The organism is Nocardioides sp. (genome assembly GCF_035429765.1).
Taxonomy (GTDB): domain Bacteria; phylum Actinomycetota; class Actinomycetes; order Propionibacteriales; family Nocardioidaceae; genus Nocardioides.
Genome location: NZ_DAOMFK010000060.1, coordinates 1 through 15282, shown reverse-complemented (window position 1 = coordinate 15282; position 15282 = coordinate 1). Strand labels below are relative to the sequence as shown.

The 15282-nt window shown below is 72.7% G+C and carries 9 protein-coding genes; 7 read left to right on the top strand and 2 right to left on the bottom strand.

What is annotated here, in order from left to right:
* Positions 1 to 2949, top strand: a 2949-nt coding sequence (locus tag PLP61_RS07810; RefSeq protein WP_324501989.1) for an SDR family oxidoreductase, incomplete at its 5' end; no start/stop codon positions are given.
* Between the two features lie 34 nt (positions 2950 to 2983).
* Positions 2984 to 8365, top strand: coding sequence for a carboxyl transferase domain-containing protein (locus PLP61_RS07805; protein WP_324501987.1), 5382 nt, complete (start codon positions 2984 to 2986; stop codon positions 8363 to 8365).
* Here the strand turns inward: PLP61_RS07805 and PLP61_RS07800 are convergent.
* Positions 8340 to 9092 carry a 4'-phosphopantetheinyl transferase family protein gene (locus tag PLP61_RS07800; protein WP_324501985.1) on the bottom strand — a complete coding sequence of 251 codons (753 nt, stop codon included), beginning with the start codon at positions 9090 to 9092 and terminating at the stop codon, positions 8340 to 8342. The two genes, PLP61_RS07805 and PLP61_RS07800, sit on opposite strands and share 26 nt — an antisense overlap.
* A 54-nt stretch (positions 9093 to 9146) precedes the next feature.
* Between PLP61_RS07800 and PLP61_RS07795 the strand changes: the two genes are divergently transcribed.
* Complete coding sequence (locus tag PLP61_RS07795; RefSeq protein ID WP_324501983.1) at positions 9147 to 9782, top strand: TorD/DmsD family molecular chaperone; 636 nt, start codon at positions 9147 to 9149, stop codon at positions 9780 to 9782.
* Here the strand turns inward: PLP61_RS07795 and PLP61_RS07790 are convergent.
* Positions 9771 to 10436 carry a TetR/AcrR family transcriptional regulator gene (locus PLP61_RS07790; protein WP_324501981.1) on the bottom strand — a complete coding sequence of 222 codons (666 nt, stop codon included), beginning with the start codon at positions 10434 to 10436 and terminating at the stop codon, positions 9771 to 9773. The genes PLP61_RS07795 and PLP61_RS07790 overlap by 12 nt on opposite strands.
* An 88-nt stretch (positions 10437 to 10524) precedes the next feature.
* Here PLP61_RS07790 and PLP61_RS07785 point away from each other — a divergent pair, with 88 nt between their 5' ends.
* From PLP61_RS07785 to PLP61_RS07770, 4 genes are all read left to right on the top strand, one after another.
* Positions 10525 to 13095, top strand: coding sequence for a DMSO/selenate family reductase complex A subunit (locus PLP61_RS07785; RefSeq protein ID WP_324501979.1), 2571 nt, complete (start codon positions 10525 to 10527; stop codon positions 13093 to 13095).
* A gap of 15 nt (positions 13096 to 13110) precedes the next feature.
* Complete coding sequence (locus PLP61_RS07780) at positions 13111 to 13749, top strand: DMSO/selenate family reductase complex B subunit (RefSeq protein WP_324501976.1); 639 nt, start codon at positions 13111 to 13113, stop codon at positions 13747 to 13749.
* Positions 13749 to 14759 carry a dimethyl sulfoxide reductase anchor subunit family protein gene (locus tag PLP61_RS07775; protein WP_324501975.1) on the top strand — a complete coding sequence of 337 codons (1011 nt, stop codon included), beginning with the start codon at positions 13749 to 13751 and terminating at the stop codon, positions 14757 to 14759. The genes PLP61_RS07780 and PLP61_RS07775 overlap by 1 nt, the downstream gene beginning before the upstream one ends.
* Positions 14760 to 14765: 6 nt before the next feature.
* On the top strand, positions 14766 to 15282 hold a 517-nt coding region (locus tag PLP61_RS07770; protein ID WP_324501973.1), incomplete at its 3' end, for a hypothetical protein.

Sequence of the window (15282 nt, the reverse complement as noted above, 5' to 3'; positions counted from 1 at the left end):
GACTTCCCGACGTTGAACCATGTGGTGGCGTGGGTGCGGGAGCGGACCGGTGCCCCGGCGCCGGCTGCGGCTGCTCCTGCTGCTGCCGCACCGGCTGCGGCACCCGCGGCGCCGGCTCCGGTGGAGCCGGCCGCGCCGCCGGTGGATCCGGTGCTGGTGACGGTGACGCGGGTGGTCGCGGAGATGACGGGGTACCCGGCGGAGCTGTTGGACCCGGACCTGGATCTGGAGGCGGATCTGGGGGTGGACACGGTCAAGCAGGCCGAGGTGTTCGCGGCGGTGCGGGCCGAGTACGACCTGGAGCGGGATGAGAACCTGCAGCTGCGGGACTTCCCGACGTTGAACCATGTGGTGGCGTGGGTGCGGGAGCGGACCGGTGCCCAGGAGGGCACGGCGGAGTCGGTCACGACCACGACGGCCCCGGGCGCCGCCCCGGTCCCCGCCGCGGTCGTCCGGGGCGATCTGGCGGCGATCGACGCGCTGCCTCGTCGCCTGCCGGTTCCCTCGCTGCGGCCCGGTGCGGCGGACTGCGCCGAGACCGGCATCGACCTGCAGGGGGCCAGGGTCCTGGTCGCCCTGGACGAGGGCGGCGCCGGAGCAGAGCTCCTCGAGAGGCTCGCCGAACAGGGCGCCACCGGGCTCTCCGTGCCCCCCGACGTCACGATGGAGGACCTGTCGCAGCGGCTGGACGACTGGCTCGCGGAGGGACCGGTGCACGGCGTCTACTGGCTGCCCGCGCTCGACGACGTCCAGCCGGAGAGCCTCGAGGAGTGGCAGACGGCCCTCGCGCGACGGGTGAAGAACCTCTACACCACGATGCGCCGGCTCTGGGACAGCGACGCCTTCCTGGTCGCCGCCACCAGGCTGGGCGGCTACCACGGGTACGACGCGGGCGGCGCGACCTCCCCGCTGGGCGGGGCGGTCACCGGGTTCGCCAAGTCCTACCGCAAGGAGCGCCCCGAGGCCCTGGTGAAGGCGGTCGACGTCACCGACGACGCCGGTCCCGGCGCGGTGGCGGAGGCACTGGTCGAGGAGACCCTGCGCGACCCCGGGTGCGTCGAGATCGGCCGCGCCCAGGGCCTGCGCTTCGGCGTGGCCTTCGTCGAGGAGCCGTTCCCACCCCTGGGTGAGGACGGCGACCCGGCCGGCTCGGGCGGCCTGACCCTGGACGCCAGCACGGTCGCCGTGGTCACGGGCGCGGCCGGCAGCATCGTCTCGGCGATCACCGCCGACCTCGCGCTGGCCAGCGGCGGGACGTTCCACCTGCTCGACCTGACCCCGGAGCCGGACCCCGGCGACCCCGACCTGGCCGCCTTCGCCGCGGACCGGGACGGTCTGAAGGCCGCGCTCGCCGCACGGCTCAAGGACCGTGGTGAGCGCCCGACGCCGGTGGCCATCGAGCACGAGCTGGCCCGGATCGAGCGGCTGGCCGCCGCCCAGGCGGCCATCGACGCCGTGCACGCCGCGGGCGGTACGGCGCACTACCACTGCGTCGACCTGAGGGACCCCGACGCGGTGGCGCAGGCCCTGGCCGAGGTCGGTGACCGGGTCGACGTGCTGCTGCACGCCGCCGGGCTCGAGATCAGCCGGAACCTCCCCGACAAGGAGCCCGGAGAGTTCGACCTCGTGCTCGGAGTGAAGGCGGACGGCTGGTTCAACGTGTGGCGCGCCCTGCGCGAGCGCGAGGTCGGGGCCGTCGTGGTGTTCAGCTCGGTCGCCGGCCGGTTCGGCAACAACGGCCAGACCGACTACTCCGCCGCCAACGACCTGTTGTGCAAGACGATGTCCTCGCTGCGGCGTACCCGCCCGGACACGCGGGCACTGGCGCTCGACTGGACGGCCTGGGGCGGCATCGGCATGGCCACCCGCGGGTCGATCCCGAAGATCATGGAGATGGCCGGGGTCCAGATGCTGCCACCCGAAGCGGGAGTCGCCTGGATCCGGCGCGAGCTCGCGAGCAGCGGCTACTCCGGGGAGGTCATCGTCGCCGGCGAGCTCGGCCTGATGGCGGCGGAGCCGGCCCCGGGCGGCGGGTTGGCTCCGCACGCCACCGGCGGCAGCGGGCCGATGGCGGGCTCGGTCCGGCTCAGCACCCACGACGGTGTGGTCCTCGAGGCCGTGCTGGACCCGACCCGGCAGCCGTTCCTCGACCACCACCGCATCGACGGCACCGCGGTGCTGCCGGGGGTGATGGGGATGGAGGCCTTCGTCGAGGCCGCGACGGTCCTGTGCCCACCGGGCTTCACCGCGACCTCGGTCGAGCAGGTCTCCTTCGCCACACCGGTGAAGTTCTACCGCGACGAGCCGAGGACCCTGCGGGTCACCGCGGTGACGCTCCCTGACGGCTCGGGGGACCTGGTGGCCCGGTGCGTGCTCAGCGCCGAGCGGACGGTGCCCGGCCGCGAGGCTCCGCTGCGCCAGGTGCACTTCACCGGGCGGGTGCGGCTCTCGGCCAGCACTCCAGAGCCGGAGCAGGTCGAGGTGGCCACCATGCCGCAGGGCGAGACCCTCGCCCCCGAGCAGGTGTACTCGTTCTACTTCCACGGACCGGCCTACCAGGTGGTGGACTCGGCCTGGCGCTCGGGCGACGGCTGTGCGGCCCGGCTCACCGACCCGCTCCCGGCTGACCGTGAGCCGCCGGACGCCCCGCTCGCCACGGCACCGCGCCTGGTCGAGCTGTGCTTCCAGGCCGCGGGGCTGTGGGAGGCAGGGCGCGACGGTCAGCTCGCCCTGCCGATGGCGCTCGACCGTGTGTCCGTGCCGACGGCCGTGCCGGAGGGACCGCTGGTCGCGGTGACCCGTCCCGGCGAGCACGGCGGTTTCGACTGCCTGGTCGTGGACGACGACGGCCGGGTGGTGGTCCGGGCGGACGGCTACCGCACCGTGCCGGTGCCGATGCCGATCCCCGAGGACGTGGCCGGCGCCCTGCGCGCGACGTTCGCGGACTGACCCGGAGGAGGAACGCCATGACGGGACCCGTGCGATGACCGGCACCACCAGGCTCGCGGTCCTCGAGACCGGCGAGCCCGCCGTCCGGGTCCTCGCGGCCGTCGGCAACCAGCGCCGCTGGACACCGACCACCGTGACGACGGTCCTGGTGCACACCGGTGACAGCCAGCCGTGGTACGCCCGTGAGGCGGACGAGACCCTGGCCGTGCAGATCTCCGACCCTGCCGACCTCGCCGACCGTCTGCGCGCCGCCGGCATCGACATGGTGTGGCCGGGGGCCTGGGGTGACCAGTCCCAGCTGGACGTCGTGGCGGCCTGCGAGGCCGCCGGACTCGCCGTCGTCGGCCCCGACAGCGTCACCCTGGCCCGGCTGCACGACCCGGCCGCGCTGGCCGCGGTGGGCCGCGAGGCCGGCGCCGAGGTGGTCCCGGAGGGCGTGGACACGGCTGAGCTCCGCATGGTGGAGGCCGACGTCCTCACCGACGGGGCGGGCACCACCTGGTCGCTCGGCCTGCGGGAGACCACGGTGGTGTGCCCGCGGGGCCAGCTGATGCTGGCCGAGTCGCCGGTCCCCTTCCTGTCGGGCGACACCGAGAAGGTGCTGAGCAAGGTCGCCTCCTCGCTCACCGCCGCGGTGGGCTACGCCGGCGCCGCCGTCGTCCGGTTCCTGGTGAGCCGGGACGGTGAGCGGTGGTGGCTGGAGTCGGTCGACACGCTGGCCCGTCCGGAGCACGCCCTCACCGAGGAGTCGACCGGGGCCAGCTTCGTCGGGCTGCGGCTGCGCATCGCCCTGGGCGGTCGGCTCGACCCCGAGCCCCCCCGTGCGGACGGGTGGGCGGTGGAGGTCCGTCTGCTCGCCCATGACCCGGAGCGCGGGCACGCCCCCTCCTCGGGTGCGGTGCGGATGCTCAGCCTGCCGGTCGGCACCGGCGTGCGCGTCGACGCGAGCCTGCGGGAGGGCGACGTGGTCGACGGCGGAGTGGATCCGGTGCTGGGCACGATGAGCGCCTGGGGCCGGCACCGCACGGAGGCCTTCCGGCGGCTGCGGCGCGCCGTCGAGCGCACCACGGTCGTGCTGGCCTCGGGGATGAGCAACCGGGCCGCGCTTCTCGCCCTGCTGGACAGGCCCGAGCTCGAGGACGGCCCGGTCGGGCGGGGCTGGTACGCCGGGCTGGACGCCGCCGGAGACCTCGCTCCTGACCCGGACCCCGTGGCCCTGCTGGCGGCGGCCGTCGAGGCCTACGAGGCCGACCTGGCGCAGGTGCAGGCGGCGTTCCTCGCCAGCGCCCGTCGCGGCCGCCCGGAGAACCCCGAGGCCGTGGGTGCCCGGGTCCATCTCGAGTACGGCGGGACCGGCCACCGGCTGCGGGTCGACCGCACCGGCCCGCACAGCTACCGCGTCCGTGACGGTGCCGTCGTCGACCTGACCGTGGAGCGCCTGGGCGACTTCGAGCGGAGGCTGGTCTGCGCCGGGCGCAAGCACCGCGTGGTGGCGACCGCCCAGGACGCGGCCTTCCGGCTCGAGGTCGACGGGGTCGCCCACGTGGTCACCCGGGTCGACGGGGCCCCGGTCCGGGCTCCGTGGCCGGCACTCGTCTCGACGGTGCTGGTCGAGCCGGGCGACCGGGTCGCCGAGGGCGCGCCCGTGGCCGTCCTGGAGTCGATGAAGATGGTCTCCACCGTGACGGCGCCCTTCTCCGGGACGGTGCTGTCGGTCGACGTGGTGGCCAACGCGCAGGTGGAGCGCGGCGTACCCCTGCTGCACCTGACCGAGCCCGGGACGGGCGCGCGACCGACCGGGGCGCACGGGCCCGTCGTGGACCTGTCGGCCCTGGCCGAAGAGTCGCCCTCCACCGCGCGGGCCGGGCTGACGGAGGTGTTCGCCCAGGCCAGGCACTACCTCCTCGGCTACGACCAGGATCCTGCCGAGACCCGGGCCCTGGTCCAGTCCCAGATGGCGCTGAGCGACCAGTACCCCGCCGACGACCCCGAGCTGCTGGCCCTGGAGGACGGGTTCCTCGACCTCTGCACCGAGATCGGGTCGTTGTACCGCCCGCGCACCGAGACCGACCCCGGGTACGCGCTCACCGAGACCATGCAGAACACCCAGGAGTACTTCCTGTCGTTCCTGCAGTGGCTCGACGCCGACCGGGCGGGGCTGCCCGAGCGGTACCGGGCCCGCCTGGAGCAGGCGCTGCGGCGCTACGGCGTGACCTCGCTGGAGCGAAGCGACGCGCTCGAGCAGGCGATGCTGTGGATGTTCCGCTCGTTCTCGCGGGTGCCCGAGGCCGTGCCGTACGTCCTGGTGATCCTGCAGCGCCGGCTCGCGCACGTCGCCCAGCTCGCCGCAGTCGCCGACCGGGAGACCCGGCAGCGGCTGGAGCGGCTGGCCGCCGCGGCCGAGGGCCGCCAGCAGGTGGTGGCCGACCTGGCCCGCGACGTCCTCTTCCACTGCTTCGACGAGCCCGTCCTCAACGCGGTGACCACCGAGGTCACCCGCGAGATGGACGAGCACGTCACCGCGCTCGCCGCCGACCCGCACCGCTCCGACCGGGCCGACCGGATGGACCGGCTGGTCTGGTGCCCCCAGCCGCTGCGCGGGCTGCTGCTGGGCGCCTGGCGGGAGGCCCCCGCCGCCACCACGGAGAGCACCCTCGACGGGTACCGCTACGCCCTGCTGGAGGTCTACGCCCGGCGCTTCTACCGGATCCGGGAGCTGCACGGTCTGGACCACGCCACCCACCGGGGCGTCCCCCTGGTCTTCGCCAACTACGAGCACGAGGGCCGCGCGGTCCACCTGGTCGTCGGCTACGCCCCGCTGCCGGACCTGCCGACGGTGGCCGCCGCGGTCGCCGAGCACCTCGCCGTCGTGGACCCGCAGCGGGAGCCGATCGTCGACCTGGTGACCTGGTGCGAGGGCTCCTGCCCGCCGATCACCGAGATGGGGGACCGGGTCCGTGACCTGCTGACCCGCGCCGACTTCGGGCGCCGGCTGCGCCGTCTCGACCTCACCGTCACCAGCCTCGTGGACGACCGGCCCGAGCGGGACCGCACCCAGCACCTCACCTACCGGCAGGACGAGGCCGGCGACTTCACCGAGGACGTGCTCTACCGCAACCTGCACCCGATGCTGGGCAAGCGCCTGGACCTGTGGCGGCTGTCGAACTTCACCCTGGAGCGGCTGGCCTCGCCCGAGGACGTCTACCTGTTCCACGGGGTGGCCAAGGAGAACCCGCGCGACCACCGGCTCTTCGCGCTGGCCGAGGTCCGCGACCTGGTGCCGGTCCACCACGAGGAGACCGGGGTGACCAGCTACCCCCGGCTGGGCCGGATCGGGCTGGAGGCGCTGGCGGCCATGCGCGCCGCGCTGGCCCGCTTCCCGGTGCGCGAGCGACCCACCGCCAACCGGCTGGTGCTTTCGGTGCGGCCCACCTGGGACGTTCCGCCCGAGCACTGGCACGACCTGGCGATGTCCTACGAGAGCCTGGCGCGTGGCGCCGGCCTGGAGAAGCTGGTGCTGCACGTGAACATCGCCGGTACCGACGCCAGCGGGCGACCCGAGCTGCAGGACAAGGTGCTGTACCTCGACGGGATCGGCAAGGGACTCCTGAGCATCCGTCTCGGCGACCCGGGTCCCCACCCGGTCCGCCCGCTGACGGCGTACGCCCAGAAGGTGCTCACCTCCGAGCGGTTCGGGGTGCCCTACCCGTACGAGATCGTCCGGATGCTCACCCCCGCGCGCGGCGAGCCGTCGGAGTTCCCGCCGGGCTCGTTCACCGAGCTCGACCTCGACGCGGACGGGGAGACCCTGGTCGAGGTGCGCCGGGAGCCGGGGCAGAACAGCGCCCACCTCGTCGTCGGGCTGATCACCAACCGCACCTCGGTGGTCCCCGAAGGCGTCACCCGGGTGGCGCTGCTCTCGGACCCGACCCAGGGCCTGGGCAACCTCGCCGAGCCGGAGTGCCGACGGATCAACGCCGCGCTCACCTACGCCCTCGAGCACCGGCTCCCGGTGGAGTGGTACGCCGTCTCCTCCGGCGCCCTGATCGCGATGGACTCCGGCACCGAGAACATGGACTGGATCGCGCTCACCCTGCGCCGGCTGATCGAGTTCACCCAGGCCGGCGGCGAGATCAACATCGTGGTGACCGGGATCAACGTGGGCGGCCAGCCGTACTGGAACGCCGAGGCCACCATGCTGATGCACACCAAGGGCATCCTGGTGATGACCCCCGCCAGCGCGATGGTGCTCACCGGCAAGCAGGCGCTGGACTTCTCCGGGGCGGTCTCGGCCGACGACAACTTCGGGATCGGCGGCTACGACCGGGTGATGGGACCCAACGGGCAGGGGCAGTACTGGGCGCCCAGCTTCGCCGACGCGTGCGCCCTGCTGCTGCAGCACTACGACTACACCTACGTCGTGCCCGGCGAACGGTTCCCGCGCCGCCGCCCCACCCGGGACCCGGTCGACCGCGACGTGCGCAGCGCCCCGCACGACCCGGTGCCCGGGTCGACGTTCACCACCGTCGGCGACGTGTTCGGGGCGAGCACCAACCCCGACCGCAAGCAGCCTTTCGACATGCGGTCGGTGATGCGGGCGGTCGCGGACAACGACTGCGCCCCCCTGGAGCGGTGGCGGCAGTGGGTCGACAGCGACACCTCGATCGTGTGGGACGCCACCATCGGCGGCATTCCGGTCTGCCTGCTGGGCCTGGAGTCCAGGACCGTGCCGCGCAAGGGCTTCGTCCCGTCCTTCGGGCCTCCCGCCTGGACCTCGGGGACGCTCTTCCCGCAGTCCTCGCGCAAGACCGCCCGAGCGATCAACGCCTGCAGCGGCAACCGACCGCTGGTCGTGCTGGCCAACCTGTCCGGCTTCGACGGGTCCCCCGAGTCGATGCGCAACTGGCAGCTGGAGTACGGCGCGGAGATCGGCCGCGCGGTGACCAACTTCGACGGCCCGATCGTGTTCGTCGTGGTGTCGCGCTACCACGGTGGGGCGTTCGTGGTGTTCTCCAAGGCGCTCACCGACTCGATGGAGATCGCCGCGGTCGAGGGGTCGTTCGCCTCGGTGATCGGTGGTGCTCCGGCCGCGGCGACCGTGTTCGCGCGCGAGACCAAGCGGCGCACGGAGAACGACCCGCGCGTGGTCGCCGCCCGTGAGGCCGCCGCCGCGGCGACCGGGCGTGAAGCCACGGCTCTCCGGCTCCAGGCCACCGAGGTGGCGGCCCAGGTGCGCTCGGAGAAGCTGGGCGAGGTGGCCGACGAGTTCGACTCGATCCACACCATCGAGCGGGCGATGCGGGTCGGCTCGGTGGACCGGATCATCCCGGCCGCGCAGCTGCGGCCCTACGTCGTGGACGCCCTGGAGCGGGGGATGGCCCGCTCGCTCCTCAAGGACCCACCAGAGGGTTCGTGACCCAGCTGTGCAGCGGGGTCGCCACGGCCAGGTCGTCGCCGCCGGGCAGCCGCGCCGGCGGCGGTGCCGGGTCCAGCCCGGCGATGGTCAGCACGAAGTCCGCGTCCCGGCGCCACCAGCCGGGGAACTCCTGACCCTCGACGTGCCGCACCACCAGCCGCCGCCAGCCCTCGGCGTCGGCGTCGTGGTCGGCCTCAACCTCGACCGTCCGGGTGTCCACCCGCAGCCCCACCCGCAGCACCTTCAGCGCCGCCTCCTTCGCCGACCAGACCAGGTTGGCCGCGGCGTCGCGCGCGTCGCGGTCGCCCTGCGCCGCGACGTACTCCTGCTCGCGCGGGGTGAGGAAGTCGCTGACGAAGCCGTCCGAGCGCGGCTCGGCGATCTCCAGGTCGACCCCGAGCGTCCCGGCCGCCATGCTGCCCTCGCTGCCCACCAGCGCCACCGCCCAGCCGGCCCGGTCGGTGAGCGAGATGTCCAGCGCCGCCCGCTCGCCGTCCACCTGGACGTAGGGCGCGCCGGTGAGCCGGTTCAGGATCTCGATCCGGGCCAGACCGGTCTCCGGCCAGCCCAGCGCGGCGGCCACGGCCCGCTTGCCGGTGTGCCGCCGGAGCAGGAACTCGGTGCGTCGCTTGGTGAAGCGGATCGTCTCCAGGTAGGCCGCCTCCCGCGCCGAGAGCCAGTCCGGCTCGGCGGGCAGCGACTCCTCGCAGCAGGACAGCCAGCGCATCGACGCACCTCCTCGCGGTCGATTGTGCCGGATGTCCCGTCGTACGCTGAGCCGGTGATCGACGCCGAGCTCTGGGAGTCGCACGCCGCAGCGTTCGGCACCCTGGGGCGGCTCCACCGGGAGCCGCCCGATCAGGAGGTCCTCGCGGCGCTGCACGACCTGTTGCCGCAGTGGCCGCTGCGCGGGACGCTCGAGGCCGAGACCGGGCTGACCCACTGGCAGCGTTCGTGGCAGCTCGGCGAGGACGCGGAGCTGATCCGGCTGGACCACGACCGGCTGTACGGCGTCTCGGCGGCCGCAGCCGTGGCCCCCTACGAGTCGGTCCATCGTGGCGACGACGGACTGGTCTTCGACGTGGCGACCCTTCGGGTCCGCTCGGCCTACCTGGGGCTCGGGCTCGAGAGCCCGCACCTGAACCGGGAGCCCGACGACCACCTCGGCCTGGAGTTCGACTTCGTCTCCCAGGCGCTGCTGCGCGCAGTCGGCGCCGCCGACCAGGGCGAGGAGGGCACCGCGCGGGCGGCCCTCGACGCGGCCCGCGACTTCGTCCGGGACCACCTGCTGACCTGGGCGCCGGAGATGCTCGCGGCCGCCGCCGAGGCCGCCCGCACCGAGTTCATGACCGGGCTGATGCTGCTCTCCCGGGCCACTCTGGACTCCTGTCGGACCGGGTTCGGTCTACCTGCCTGAACGGTGGCCCCGGCGCGGGGACCGTGCCCCGTGGAGTGAGATCGTCCCGTCGTCCTCCGCCCTGGCCAGCTGCCACGGCGGCGCAAGCGTGAGGTAGGTGTCGATGACCGCCTCGGGGGGATCCACGAGACCGGTGACGATCCACGACCGGATCACCGCCAGCATGTTGTGCGCCTGCTGGCTGGTCGCCATCGCCAGCCACAGGTCGCTCACCGGGGGGCCCTGGAGCCGGGCGACGACGTCCAGGACGTAGGCGCGCGCCGCATCTTCGAAGTACCTGGTGAGCGCGGCGGACACCGCGGACTCGCGTGCGGTGATGACCTCGTACACCGCCCGGTGCCGGGCCACGTGGTCGAGCAGCACCCGGTAGACCCGACGCCACACCACCACGTAGTCGACGCCGGGGTGCGACATCTCCTCGGCGAGCAGGTCCAGCCCCGGTCGGAGCTCGGCCACCAACGTGTCGGCGAGCAGGGCGGCCGGCGACACGGCGTGCCCGTAGAAGGCCGCGCGGGACACCCCCGCGGCGCCGGCCAGCTCCGAGACCGAGATGCTCTCGGCCGGCCGCGACCCGGCCAGCTGCAGGATCGCCGCCACCAGGCTCCGGCGTACCCGCTGGTATCGCGGGTCGTCCAGCTTTGTGCGTTCCGCCACAGCCCCACCCCCTACCGACACACTAACCCTATGATTGACAGGTGTCGATTATGTTCTTCGGCACACCTGGTCTCCGAGGAGGCGTTCGATGCCCGCCCACCTGTCTCAGCCCCCCGTCCCGGACGAGGCCGTGCGTGCCACGGCCACCACCCGGAGGACGTTCCTGAAGTGGTCCGCGGCGGTCGGTGGGTCCACCGCGTTGGTCGCGACGGCCACCGACCTCGGTCTGGCGTCGATGGCCGAGTCCGGCGGCGTGGGAGGCACGCAGTACGTGTGGTCCGCCTGCACGGTCAACTGCGGCTCGCGCTGCCCGCTCCGGCTGGAGGTCCAGGACGGAACGATCGTGCGGGTGCTGCCCGACGACACGGGCAGCGACGAGATCGGGAGCCAGCAGGTACGCGCCTGTGTGCGCGGCCGGTCGATCCGGCACCGGGTCTACAACCCCGACCGGCTCAAGAAGCCCATGAAGCGCAAGGCGGGCACCAAGCGCGGCGAGGAGCAGTGGGAGACCATCTCGTGGGACCAGGCGCTGGACGAGATCGCCGAGAAGATGACCGACATCAAGTCCAGGTTCGGCAACGAGGCCTTCTACATCAACTACGGGACCGGCACCCTCGGCGCGACCATGGCCCGGTCCTGGCCCCCTGACCAGACCCCGTTCGCCCGGCTGCTCAACACCTGGGGCGGCTACCTCGACCACTACTCGGACTACTCGACGACCGAGATCACCCAGGCCTACCCGTACTTCTACGGCGGCTGGGTGGACAGCAACTCCCTCGACGACGTGCAGAACTCCCAGCTCCAGGTGATGTTCGGCAACAACCCGCTCGAGACCCGGATGTCCGGCGGCGGGCAGACCTTCGTCTCGCAGCAGGCCAAGCGGCAGCACGGCGTCAGGACGATCGTGGTCGACCCGCGCTACTCCGAGACTGCTGCTGTGCTCGGCGACGACTGGGTCCCGATCCGCCCGGGCACCGACGCGGCCCTGGTCGCCGGGATGATCCACGTGATGCTGGCGGAGAACCTGCACGACCAGAGGTTCCTGGACACCTACTGCGTCGGCTTCGACGAGGACACCCTGCCCGAGGGTGCGCCGAGGAACTCCTCCTACCGCAGCTACGTCCTCGGGCTGGGACCCGACGGCGTGGAGAAGACGCCGGAGTGGGCCGCTGACGTCACCGGTGTTCCCGCTCAGCGGATCGCCCAGCTGGCTCGGGACGTCGCGGGCGCCAAGCCTTGTGCCATCTCGCAGGGATGGGGGCCGCAGCGGCACGCCAACGGCGAGAACTCCGCGCGCGCGATCTTCCTGCTGGCCTGCGTGACCGGAAACGTCGGGCTGCCCGGCGGCGGCACCGGGGCCCGCGAGTCCGCGCAGTACCTCCCGTTCGCGTCACCGTTCAACACCGGCGTCCCGAACCCGTCGAACAAGATCATCTCGGTGTTCTCCTGGCTCGACGCCATCGACCACGGTCCCGAGATGGACACCTTCAACGCGGGCGTGTGCGAGAAGGTCGCCCCGGGGGTCCGCGCCAACAAGGTCCCGGTCGACGGGAAGGGCAGGCCGACCAACACCAGGCTCGAGGTGCCCGTGAAGATGGTGTGGCAGTACGCCGGCAACTCCGTGGTGAACCAGACCGGGGACAACAACGGGTCGATCGACATCCTGCAGGACGAGTCGAAGTGCGAGCTGATCGTCGTCTGCGACATCCAGTACACGGTCTCGGCCCGGTACGCCGACTACGTGCTGCCCGGCACCTCCGCGGCCGAGGAGGACGACATCCACCCCGGCGAGAACGCCGGCCCGATGGCGTACGGGATCGTCTCCACCCGGGCGATCGAGCCGTTGTACGAGTGCCGGCCCGTCTACGACATCTGCGTCGACCTCAGCAAGCGGCTGGGCACCGAGCAGGCCTTCACGGAGGGAAGGAGCCGCGAGGACTGGCTGCGCGCCTCGATCGAGGAGACCCGCAAGGCCGACCCCAGGCTGCCGACGTACGACGACTGGAAGCAGAGGGGGATCTACCGCACCGATCTCGGCCCCGTCGTGCCGCTCGCAGAGTTCCGCGCCGACCCGACTGCCAACCCGCTGGCCACCCCGTCGGGGAAGATCGAGATCTACTCCGACCGGCTGGCGGCCATGGCGCAGAAGTGGCAGTTCGGCGTGTTCCGGCCGGAGCTGCCCGGCGACGTGCTGGTGCCGCTGCCCGAGTACGTCGAGACCTGGGAGGGCCCGCTCGAGGCGCGCGAGTCCGCGACCCACCCGTTCCAGGTGATCGGCCACCACTTCAAGGGCCGCACCCACTCGACCTACGGGAACGTGGACTGGCTCAAGGAGGCGCACCACCAGACGGCCTGGATCAACACCGTGGACGCCGGCGAGCGGGGGATCGAGAACGGCGACCAGGTCTTCGTCTACAACGATCGGGGGACCGTGCGGCTCGAGGCCCGGGTGACCGAGCGGATCATGCCCGGGGTGGTGTCCATCCCGCAGGGCGCCTGGTTCGACCCGACCACCGACGTGTCGCCCCCGGACGGCGCCAACCGCGACAGACCCGTCGACACGGCCGGCAGCGTCAACTCGCTGACCTCGCTGCACCCCTCGGCCCTGGCCAAGGGCAACGCCGTCCACACCACGACCGCCGATGTCGTGAAGGCCTGAGAGGGGGCACGGATCATGACCACCGACCTCACCGAGTCCGATGCCGACTACGGCTTCGTCTTCGACCAGGCCCTGTGCACCGGCTGCAAGGCCTGTCAGGTCGCCTGCATCGACAAGCACGACCTTCCGCTCGGGGTGATGTGGCGTCGGGTCGCGGAGTACTCGGGGGGATCGTGGAGCCGCACCGGCGCCACGGTCACGCCGAACATCTTCACCTACTACGTGTCTGTTGCGTGCAACCACTGCGAGGACCCGATCTGCGTGAAGGTCTGCCCGACCACCGCGATGACCAAGCGGGACGACGGCACCGTCTACGTGGACGACGACAAGTGCGTCGGGTGCCGCTACTGCGAGTGGGCCTGTCCCTACGGCGCCCCTCAGTTCAACGCCGACACCGGGCACATGACCAAGTGCGACCTCTGCCTCGACTACCGCTCCGAGGGCCTCCAGCCGGCCTGCGTCGCCGCGTGCCCGTCCCGGGCGCTCTCGTGGGGGCCGATCGAGGATCTCCGGGAGGAGTACGGCGACGAGGACGGCATCGCGCCGCTGCCCGATCCCTCGATCACCAAGCCCCACCTGGTGGTCGTCCCGCACCGTGACGCGCAGCAGTGGGACCACGCCACGGGCCACATCGCGAACCCCGGGGAGATCTGATGAACACGCACGAGCTCCCGATGGTGATCTTCACGGTCCTCACGCAGATGTCGGTCGGAACGTTCCTGGCCCTGGGCGTGATCGAGCTGCTGACCCGGCGGCGCCACGACCAGGAGACCCGCGACCGGCTGGTCGACCCGGCGCTCTACGCCATCGGGCCGACCCTGGTGGTCGGGCTCGCCGTGTCGATGCTGCACATGAACGACCCCACCAACATGCTCAACGTGATCCGCCACGGGGACTCCTCGTGGCTGTCTCGGGAGATCTGGATGGGTGTCCTGTTCGCCGCCGTCGGCTTCCTCTACGCCTTCCTCGAGTGGTTCAAGAAGGGTTCCCACTCGCTGCACCAGGTGATAGCCGGGGCCGCCGCGCTGCTCGGCCTCGGCCTGGTGTGGGCGCAGTCGATGGTCTACTACTCGCTGGTGACCGTGCCCGCCTGGCACAGCTGGGTGGTGCCGTTCCAGTTCTTCGCGACCACCGTGCTCCTCGGCGCCCTCGCCGTCGGCGCCGCACTGATGGTGACCACCCTGGTGCGTACCCGCGCCACGGCCGCCGCGCCGGGGCCGGCCGACCCGGACCCGACCGCATCCCGTGGTGGTCTGGCGCTCCAGGTGCGGACCCGCGTGCACGAGATCAACGCGCCGACCAGTGAGGAGGAGTGGCAGCTGACCGCGGGCATCCTCAAGGGCGTCGCGGTCGTCGGGACCATCACCTGCCTGGCGATCCTGGCCGTGTACCCGCTCTACCTGGTCAACCTGGGCCAGGGCGACGCCGCGGCGCAGGCCTCCGCGGCCGTCTTCTCGGGCGCGGCGTTCTGGACCCGGTTGGTCCTGACCGCGAGCACCGCGGTCCTGCTGGGCTTCTTCGTGTACCGGATGGCGTTGTCGATGTCACTGACGAGGTCGCGGACGCTGGTCACCCTCGTGCTGGTGTGCCTGGTGCTGGCCCTCGTGGCCGAGCTGCTGGGCCGGATGCTGCACTACGAGGCCATGGTCAGGGTCGGGATGTGAGCCGCGGTGGGCGATCGCACGCTGCCCCTGCTCCAGTGGCTGGCCACCCAGCGCCCCGCCCCGAGGGTCGGCGTCCTCATCTGCGGCCACGCCAGGACGCCGCGGGTCGCCCCTGACGCCGTCGCCGTCCAGGTCACCGGGTGCCTGACCGCGGAGGAGCTGGTGCTGCCCGCCCAGCTGCTCGCGAGCGGGCTGGCCGCGCTGGAGGTGGTGGCGTGCGAGGTGTGCCCTGGCGAGGTGCGCGAGCAGGTGGCCGGCTGGAGCCGGGTCCTGGACGGGATCACGCTGGTCCCACCGAGCCCCCGGGCGTCCAGCCTGCGACGCAGCGGGCCGGCCTACCGCATGGCCGTGAGCGGACCCGGGACCGGCCCCGCGCTGTCCCGCCGGATGCTCATCGGCCTCGGGCGGCAGCGCCCCACCGGCCTCGACCTCTCCGCCGACGAGCCGGCCCGCGGGCTGCAGGCGCTGCGCCGGCTGCAGGCCGAGGGCCGGGCCCGTGGCGGTCGCTCCTCCCGGCCGGCCA